This is a genomic window from Pseudaminobacter salicylatoxidans (assembly GCF_003148475.1).
Classification (GTDB): domain Bacteria; phylum Pseudomonadota; class Alphaproteobacteria; order Rhizobiales; family Rhizobiaceae; genus Pseudaminobacter; species Pseudaminobacter salicylatoxidans.
In genome coordinates, this window is the sequence record NZ_QGGG01000013.1 from 138,786 (window position 1) to 147,429 (window position 8,644).

The following is an 8,644-nucleotide window of genomic DNA, read 5'->3' on the forward strand; positions in this document are numbered from 1 at the left end:
GCTTTCCTTTCGATGGCACTTCTTTTGGCACAGCTCGAATCGGGCGCAAAGCCCGTAACATTGGTACAACAACCGAGCCGGATATGACGGACTGAGGTGATTTATTCTCTCTGCTATGCTATTGACTCGCCGCGCGACCTACCGACATAGGCGCAATACAGGCATTGAACGTCAACGGTTCGAGGAGATAACGACCATTCGCAGACCTTTCAAAGCAGCGGCGCCCACCAAGGAAGGCCCGCGCGCCAATCGCGACATCCGTGTGCCCAGAGTGCAGCTCATCGACGAGTCCGGGGCCAATCGCGGTGAAGTTTCAATCAACGATGCTCTGTCGGCCGCCGAAGAGGCCGGGCTCGATCTCGTTGAAATCTCTCCCAACGCACAGCCGCCGGTCGTCAAGATTCTCGACCTCGGCAAGCTGAAATACGCAAACCAGAAGAAGGCGGCCGAAGCCCGCAAGCACCAGAAGACCATCGAGATCAAGGAGATCAAGATGCGTCCCAACATCGACAGCCACGATTACGAGGTGAAGATGAAGGCTGTGCGCCGTTTCTTCGAGGAGGGCGACAAGGTCAAGCTGACGCTGCGATTCCGTGGCCGCGAAATGGCGCATATGGAACTCGGCATGCAGCTCCTCAACAAGGTGCGCGAGGAGACCGCGACCATCGCCAAGGTCGAGGCCGAGCCGAAGCTCGAGGGCCGTCAGATGATGATGGTGCTCGCGCCGCGCTAAGCGCGTCGGGCCAGCAGACCAGCGCATCGCGACCGCGTTGCGCTGGCCGACACCGAATTGCAAAAGGAACGGTTTTCGCGATATTGCGGAAGCTGTTCCTTTTTTCGTCAGCAAGGTCGCAATGTCCCCCGCCAGCCTCAGTCGTTTCCAGAAGCGCAGGCGCATTGCGCTTGCCATATTGGTCGCGGTCCTCTTCATCGCGCTGCTGTTCGTGGAGTCCGCCGGAAGCGGTCGGTTCCACGAATATGTGGAAGCGCTGGGCATAAGCCTCATCTTCATCGCCATTCTCGGACGGACCTGGTGCACGCTCTATATCGGCGGGCGCAAGGCGGCCGAAATCGTCGATACCGGACCCTATTCGGTGACGCGCAATCCGCTTTATGTCTTCAGCGCCATCGGTGCGGCCGGCGTCGGCGCCATGGTCGGCAGCATCACGGTCGCGGTGGGGTTCGCGGTGCTCACCTGGGCGGCGTTCCACTATGTGACGCTGGTCGAGGAGGATTATCTGAAAAAGAATTTCGGCCAGCCCTATCTCGACTATCTGGCCCGCGTGCCGCGCTTCTTCCCGAATTTCGGACTTTTCCGCGAAGCCGATATGCTGACGGTCAAGCCGCGCAATCTTTATCGCACCTTTGCCGACGGCCTGCTGTTCCTGCTTGCCTATCCCTTCTTCGAGGTCATCGAATACCTGCAGAATTCCGGCCTGTTGCCGGTGGTGCTGCGTCTCTACTGATCCGTGCGATTCAGCGGTTGCGCTTTGCCGGACAGGCCGCTATAAGCCGCCTCCAGAACCGTCCGGCAGGGCATGCCGTGGCGGTTTCTGATGCTTTTCGGGCTCTGGTCGGCCCGAAGCGAGAAAAAAGCGCGCTTCTGCGCATCGGAAAGGAAAGCAAAATGCCCAAGATGAAGACCAAATCGGCTGCCAAGAAGCGGTTCAAGGTCACCGGCACCGGCAAGGTGCTGTCGGCTGCCGCCGGCAAGCGCCATGGCATGATCAAGCGCACCAACAAGTTCATCCGCGATGCCCGCGGCACGATGGTTCTGGCTGAACCCGATGCCAAGAAGGTCATCAAGAACTACCTGCCCAATGGCGGCGGCATCTGAGCCGGTTGGAAGCGATATTTAAGGAGATCATGACATGGCACGCGTAAAGAGAGGCGTTACCGCCCACGCCAAGCACAAGAAGGTCCTGAAAGCCGCCAAGGGTTTCTACGGCCGCCGCAAGAACACCATCCGCATCGCCAAGCAGGCGGTCGAGAAGTCGCTGCAGTATGCCTATCGCGACCGCAAGGTCCGCAAGCGCAATTTCCGCGCTCTCTGGGTCCAGCGCATCAACGCCGCCGTGCGCGAGCATGGCCTGACCTATGGTCGCTTCATCGACGGTCTCAACAAGGCCGGCATCGAGATCGACCGCAAGGTGCTGTCCGACATGGCCATCCACGAGCCGCAGGCGTTCGCCGCGCTCGTCGCCAAGGCCAAGGTCGGCCTGGAATATCTGAAAGACACCACCCCGAACGCTTTTGAAAGCGCAGTCGCTTAAAGACCAGCGCTTCCCAAGCTTTCGACATTACTGACTGGGAAACCCGCGCTGGCAGGGCTGGCGCGGGTTTTTTCGTGGAACCGCCAAGATCGTGGACATGGGGTACGACAGCGACATTCTCTCCCCCGCAGGCAAGACCGAACTGCTCGGCCTGCTGGCGGCGCGCAGGCATGAGCGGGTGTCGTCGGCCACCGTCGATGGCCGCATCGTCTGGATCAAGCGCTATGACGTGGAAGGCGAGACGCTCGCCAAGCGCCTGCACCACCTGCTGTCGCCCTTGCTGCCGGCCTATCTCAGGGCTTCGCCCCGGGTTGACGGCGCCGGGTTCATCGAGCGCGAAATCCGCAAGATGGATGCTTTCCGGGCCGCCGACTTCCCGGTTGCCGACGTGATCTATCGCGACGAGACGGTTCTGGTCCTGTCGAATGTCGAGATCGTGCAAAAACTGTTGCGGCGCCTGCGCGAAACCGATCCGCAGGCCCATGACGAATTGCTGGTGGGCGCCGCCGCCGCGCTCGGCCGGCTGCATCGGGCCGGGCTTTGCCACGGACGCCCGCACCCGCGCGACATGTTTGTCCGCGACGAGCGCTGGGGCTTCATCGACTTTGAGGAAGAGCCCGAGCGCATAGCGCCGCTTGCCAGCGCGCAGGCGCGCGATGTCTGGCTGCTCTTCCTGCAGGTCTCCAGCCAGGCATTGCTGCCCGACACCGAGCAACGGGCACTGACGGCCTATCGCGCGGCAGCGCCTGCTGGCATATTCGCGCCGCTGCGCGACATTGTGCGCGTGTTCTCGCCGCTCATCCTGCCGCTGCGCCTTCTCGACCGCGTGGCGCTCGGCAAGGATGGCCGGCGGGTGCTGAAGGCCACGTCTTTTCTCAATAGCGCGCTCGCCGCCATGGCTTCGGCCGGCGGGCACGTCCCACCTTCACCAGCCATTGGCCGCGACGGGCCGAAGGGATGACCATGACAGACATTGATCAACTCGAACGATCGATCACCGACGCCATCGCCGCGGCACCGGACGAGCAGGCAATCGAGGCCGTGCGCGTTGCGGCGCTGGGCAAGAAGGGCACGATCTCCGAAAGGCTGAAGACGCTCGGCGCCATGAGCCCGGAAGAGCGCCAGTCGATGGGCCCGGTCATCAACGGCCTGAAGAACCGCGTCACCGAGGCGCTGGCCGCCCGCAAGAGCGAACTGAAGGACGTCGCGATCGCCGCGCGCCTGGCCGCCGAAAAGGTGGACGTGACGCTTCCCGTGCGCCAGTCGCCGGCCGAGCGCGGCCGCATTCACCCCATCAGCCAGGTCATCGACGAGATCGCGGCGATCTTCGGCGATCTCGGCTTCGCCATCGCCGAAGGCCCGGATGTCGAGACCGACTATTACAACTTCACCGCGCTGAATTTCCCGGAAGGCCATCCGGCGCGCGAGATGCACGACACCTTCTTCTTCAACCCGGATGAAAAGGGCGAGCGCAAGGTGCTGCGCACGCACACCTCGCCGGTGCAGATCCGCACCATGGAGACGCAGAAGCCGCCGATCCGCATCGTCATCCCCGGCAAGACCTACCGCCAGGACAGCGACGCCACGCACTCGCCGATGTTCCATCAGGTCGAGGGGCTGGTCATCGACAGATCAGCCAACGTCGCCAACATGAAGTGGGTGCTGGAGGAGTTCTGCAAGGCCTTCTTCGAGGTGCCGTCGGTCAAGATGCGCTTCCGCCCGTCCTTCTTCCCCTTCACCGAGCCGAGCCTGGAGGTCGACATCCAGTGCGACCGCTCGCGGCCGGGCGAAGTGCGCTTCGGCGAGGGCAGCGACTGGATGGAGATATTGGGCTGCGGCATGGTGCACCCGAACGTGCTGCGCGCCGGCGGGCTCGATCCCGACGAGTACCAGGGCTTTGCCTGGGGCATGGGCATCGACCGCATCGCCATGCTGAAATACGGCATGCCGGACCTGCGCGCCTTCTTCGACGCCGATGTGCGCTGGCTGCAACATTACGGATTCCGTCCGCTCGACATGCCGACCCTGTTCGGCGGACTGAGCAGTTAGGACATGCCGACCCTGCTCGTTTGGCATGGCCATAAATTCAGATTCTACGCGCTTGATCGCGATGAGCCGCCGCATGTGCACGTGGTCAAGGATGGCAGGTCTTTGAAGGTGTGGCTGCAAAGCTTGGAGGTCGCGCAGAACAAGGGGTATAGTGAGCGGGATGTTGCACGGTTGCTTGCGGTGGTCGGCGAACGCCGTGACGAGTGGATAGGTGCCTGGAATGACTTCTTTGGTTTTTGAAACCGATGAGATGCGTCCGATCAAGGCGTGGTGCACGCAAGACGAAGTGCATGTCGGCCTTGCTGATGGGCGCTTCATCGCAACTCCGCTTTGGTGGTACCCTTTTCTGGCGGGACTCACCCAGGCGCAATTGAATGACATCGAACTGATGTACGAGGGAATCTGGTGGCCGGCGGTCGATGAGGGCATCTCCATCAAGAGCATGTTCCTCGGGACGAAGGCGCCCGGCGCCAAACGACCTCAAGCCGCTGCATAAGCAACTCATCCCAGATACGAGTATTGGCGTCGATCCGATCTCGACATTCACGCCCGCTGTATTGTTGGCGGCAAGGAACCGATCATGAAATTCACACTCTCCTGGCTGAAAGACCATCTCGAGACCGACGCGACGCTGGACGAAATCGTCGAGCGCCTGACCGCGATCGGCCTCGAAGTCGAATCCGTGGATGACAAGGCGGCGCTGAAGCCGTTCGTCATCGCCAAGGTGCTGACGGCCGCGCGCCACCCCGACGCCGACAAGCTGCAGGTGCTGTCGGTCGACACCGGTTCAGGCGCGCCCATCCAGGTCGTCTGCGGCGCGCCCAACGCGCGCGCCGGCCTGATCGGTGCCTTCGCCGCCCCCGGCACCTATGTGCCGGGCATCGACGTCACGCTGTCGGTGGGCAAGATCCGCGGCGTGGAAAGCCACGGCATGATGTGCTCCGAGCGCGAACTGGAGCTGTCGGACGAGCACAACGGCATCATCGACCTGCCGGCGGATGCGCCGGTCGGCACCTCCTTCGCGGCCTACGCCAATCTCGACGATCCGCTGATCGAGATCAACCTGACGCCGAACCGGCCCGACGCCACAAGCGTCCATGGCATCGCGCGCGATCTGGCCGCGAGCGGCCTCGGCACGCTGAAGACGGCGCCGGTCGAGACGGTGGCCGGCAAGGGCGAGACGCCGGTGAAGCTGACCATCGAGGCTCCGGAACTGTGCCCCGGCTTCGCGCTGCGCCTCGTGCGCGGGGTGAAGAACGGCTCGTCGCCGAAATGGATGCAGCAGCGGCTGATCGCCATCGGCCTGCGCCCCATCAACACGCTGGTCGACATCACCAACTACCTGACTTTCGACCGCGGCCGGCCGCTGCATGTCTATGACGCCAGAAAGGTCGCCGGTAATTTCACCGTGCGCCGGGCCCTGGACGGGGAGAAAGTGCTGGCGCTGGATGAACGCGAATACACGCTGACGCCCGACATGTGCGTGATCGCCGATGCCAATGGCGCTGATTCCATCGCGGGCGTGATGGGTGGCGAACACACCGGCTGCGACGAGAACACCACCGACGTGCTGATCGAGTCCGCTCTGTGGGAGCCGCTGAACGTCGCCCGCACCGGCCGCCATCTCGGCATCATCACCGATGCGCGCTATCGTTTCGAGCGCGGCGTGGACCCCGAATTCATGGTTCCGGGGCTGGAGCTGGCGACCCGCATGGTGCTCGACCTGTGTGGCGGCGAGCCGACCGAGGCCGAGGTCGTCGGCTATGCCGGCCACGAGCCGAAGGTCGTGTCCTTCCCGCTTTCCGAGGTCAAGCGCCTGACCGGCATCGAGGTGCCCAGGGACGAGAGCCTGTCGATCCTCACCCGCCTCGGCTTCAAGCCGCTCGGCAATGGCGAGGTGGTCGATGTCGAGGTGCCGTCCTGGCGTCCGGATGTCGACGGCAAGGCCGATCTGGTGGAAGAGGTCATGCGCATCCACGGCGTCGACGAAATCGTGCCGCAGCCGCTTTCCAGCCACGATGCGGTCAACGGCAAGATCCTCACCACGCTGCAGATCCGCAGCCGCTCGGCGCGGCGCGCGCTTGCCGTGCGCGGCATGATGGAGGCCGTCACCTGGTCGTTCATTTCGGCCAGGCAGGCCGAGCTGTTCGGCGGCGGCAAGCCGGAGCTGAAGCTCGCCAACCCGATCGCGGCCGAAATGTCGGATATGCGCCCCTCGTTGCTGCCGGGCCTGCTGACGGCCGCCCAGCGCAATGCCGATCGCGGTTTTGGCGATGTCGCGCTGTTCGAGGTTTCCGGCACCTATGAGGGCGACACGCCCGCAGCGCAGCGCCGCGTTGCCGCCGGCATCCGTCGCGGCACCGCCAGGCTCGACGGCGCGGGCCGTAGCTGGTCGGGAAATGCCGGGGCTGTCGGCGTGTTCGACGCCAAGGCCGATGCGCTGGCCGCGCTCGAGGCCTGCGGCGCGCCGGTGGACAGGCTGCAGATCGAGGCGGGTGCACCCGGCTGGTATCACCCCGGCCGTTCGGGCGTGATCAAGCTCGGACCCAAGACCGTGCTCGGCACCTTCGGCGAGTTTCACCCCCGGACGCTTGAGGCGCTCGACGTTTCGGGCCCGGTGGCGGGCTTCGAAGTCTTCATCGACGCCGTTCCCGAGCCGAAGGCAAAACCCACCCGCACCAAGCCGAAGCTGGAGCTTTCGGCCTTCCAGGCGGTCAAGCGCGACTTCGCCTTCGTGGTCGACAAGGCGGTGGAGGCTGGCACGCTGACGCGCGCGGCCGCCGGCGCCGACAAGAAGCTCATCACCGGCGTTTCGGTCTTCGACGTGTTCGAAGGCGCTTCGCTCGGCGAAGGCAAGAAGTCGGTCGCCATCGAGGTTTCGATCCAGCCCGTCGAGCGCACGCTGACCGACGAGGATTTCGAGGCGCTTGCGGCCAGGATCGTCGAGAATGTGAAGAAGCAGACCGGCGGCGCGCTGCGCGGCTGACCGCTTCTCGGAGGACTACAGGAAGGGCGCCCACACGGCGCCCTTTTTGCATGGTCTGTCATCAGGCTGTCAGTTGACCGGAGACCTCCCGCGGTATCGACTCGGATCGATTCGTGCCGAGCGGAGCCGTCATGACCCATCTGCGCCTTTCCGGCCTGCCTTTCGAACGGCAGCGCGAGCATCTGGAAGCGATTTTGCTGGCCGATCCGCTGGTCAGTGAAGCCTTGCAGCGCGCCGACAGGCTGGATCTGCCGGATTGGTGGATCGTTTCGGGCGCGCTCTACAACACCGTCTGGAACCATCTGACGGGAAAACCCTCGGGCTACGGCATCAAGGATGTCGACCTGTTCTATTTCGATCGCAGCGACCTGTCCTGGGAGGCCGAGGACGTCGTTATCCGCAAGGGCGCCGAGCTTTTTGCCGGCCTCAGCCATCCGGTCGAGATCCGCAACCAGGCGCGGGTGCATCTGTGGTTCGAAAAGCATTTCGGCTATCCACGGAAGCCGCTCGCTTCCTGCGCCGAATCCATCGGCCATTTCGCCGCCAGGACCCACGCTGTCGGTGTCAGGCTCGAGGCGGCGGGAGGGCTGGAGGTCTGCGCGCCCTTCGGGCTGGACGATATTTTTTCGCTGCGCATGGTCCCGAACCGCGCCCTCGACAACCGCGCCACCTATGAAACCAAATCCACCCGCGCCATGGCGATGTGGCCCGAGTTGGCGGTTGAAGCGTGGTAGGGCTTTTCCTCCGGCGCAACTGCCTTTAGCCTGCCCGGAGCAGGCGATTGTATAGGAATTCGCCCACCACTCCGGTTTGCGTCGCAAACCACCTCTCCCCCCGTTCGACGTGGGAGAGGAAACGCCGTCCGCGAGGCGGAGTGGGGGTAGGCGTGCCATATCCGGTTGTCCTCACGAGGGAGGAAGTCAAAGGAATGTTTCGGTGGGGAGTTTTGTCTACGGCCAGGATCGCGCGCGAGCAGATGCTGCCGGCGATCGCCGATGCCGACAATGGCGTGGTCGCGGCCATCGCCAGCCGCGATGCCTGCAAGGCGCGTGCGCTGGCCGACCGTTTTGGCGCGCCGCATGCCTTCGGCTCCTATGAGGAGCTGCTGGCTTCCGATGTCGTGGATGGCGTCTATATCCCATTGCCCACCGCGCAGCATGTCGAATGGGCGGCCAAGGCGGCCGAGGCGGGAAAACACGTGCTGGTCGAAAAACCGCTGGCGATGAAGGCCGGGGACATCGCCCATAAGCGCTAACTTAAGGATTGAGCCATCTGCGGCGTTCGCCGTCGGGGCGGCTCGTTGAGGCGGCGACCTGTGATTTTCAGCCGCACGTAG

The 8,644-nt window shown here is 63.7% G+C and carries 10 protein-coding genes and 1 pseudogene; all 11 read left to right on the forward strand.

Going from position 1 to position 8,644, the window contains the following annotated elements; genetic code table 11:
- Positions 1-196 precede the first annotated feature (196 nt).
- A complete protein-coding gene (gene infC, locus C7441_RS17805; protein WP_026060725.1) occupies positions 197-733 on the forward strand; it encodes a translation initiation factor IF-3 in 537 nt (178 codons plus the stop codon).
- A gap of 121 nt (positions 734-854) precedes the next feature.
- Entirely contained in the window at positions 855-1,466 is a 612-nt protein-coding gene (locus tag C7441_RS17810; protein WP_019173818.1) for a methyltransferase family protein, read from the forward strand.
- 161 nt (positions 1,467-1,627) lie between these two features.
- Positions 1,628-1,837: a 50S ribosomal protein L35 gene (gene rpmI / locus C7441_RS17815; protein WP_026060724.1), complete on the forward strand. Its 210-nt coding sequence runs from the start codon at positions 1,628-1,630 to the stop codon at positions 1,835-1,837.
- Positions 1,838-1,871: 34 nt separating this feature from the next.
- Positions 1,872-2,273 (forward strand): 50S ribosomal protein L20, encoded by a 402-nt coding sequence (gene rplT, locus C7441_RS17820; RefSeq protein WP_019173816.1) that lies wholly within the window; start codon positions 1,872-1,874, stop codon positions 2,271-2,273.
- 97 nt (positions 2,274-2,370) lie between these two features.
- Positions 2,371-3,234 carry a lipopolysaccharide kinase InaA family protein gene (locus C7441_RS17825; protein ID WP_109614030.1) on the forward strand — a complete coding sequence of 288 codons (864 nt, stop codon included), beginning with the start codon at positions 2,371-2,373 and terminating at the stop codon, positions 3,232-3,234.
- A 2-nt stretch (positions 3,235-3,236) separates the two neighbouring features.
- Positions 3,237-4,322: a phenylalanine--tRNA ligase subunit alpha gene (gene pheS / locus C7441_RS17830; protein WP_109614043.1), complete on the forward strand. Its 1,086-nt coding sequence runs from the start codon at positions 3,237-3,239 to the stop codon at positions 4,320-4,322.
- 3 nt (positions 4,323-4,325) lie between these two features.
- Positions 4,326-4,562 (forward strand): DUF4160 domain-containing protein, encoded by a 237-nt coding sequence (locus C7441_RS17835; protein ID WP_019173813.1) that lies wholly within the window; start codon positions 4,326-4,328, stop codon positions 4,560-4,562.
- Positions 4,543-4,818 (forward strand): DUF2442 domain-containing protein, encoded by a 276-nt coding sequence (locus C7441_RS17840; RefSeq protein WP_026060722.1) that lies wholly within the window; start codon positions 4,543-4,545, stop codon positions 4,816-4,818. Before C7441_RS17835 ends, C7441_RS17840 begins: the two co-directional genes overlap by 20 nt.
- Before the next feature lie 84 nt (positions 4,819-4,902).
- Positions 4,903-7,308: a phenylalanine--tRNA ligase subunit beta gene (pheT, locus tag C7441_RS17845; RefSeq protein ID WP_109614031.1), complete on the forward strand. Its 2,406-nt coding sequence runs from the start codon at positions 4,903-4,905 to the stop codon at positions 7,306-7,308.
- 131 nt (positions 7,309-7,439) lie between these two features.
- Positions 7,440-8,042: a nucleotidyltransferase family protein gene (locus tag C7441_RS17850; RefSeq protein ID WP_109614032.1), complete on the forward strand. Its 603-nt coding sequence runs from the start codon at positions 7,440-7,442 to the stop codon at positions 8,040-8,042.
- A gap of 194 nt (positions 8,043-8,236) precedes the next feature.
- Positions 8,237-8,548: pseudogene (locus C7441_RS17855) on the forward strand (Gfo/Idh/MocA family protein); the annotation flags it as partial.
- Between the last annotated feature and the right edge of the window lie 96 nt (positions 8,549-8,644).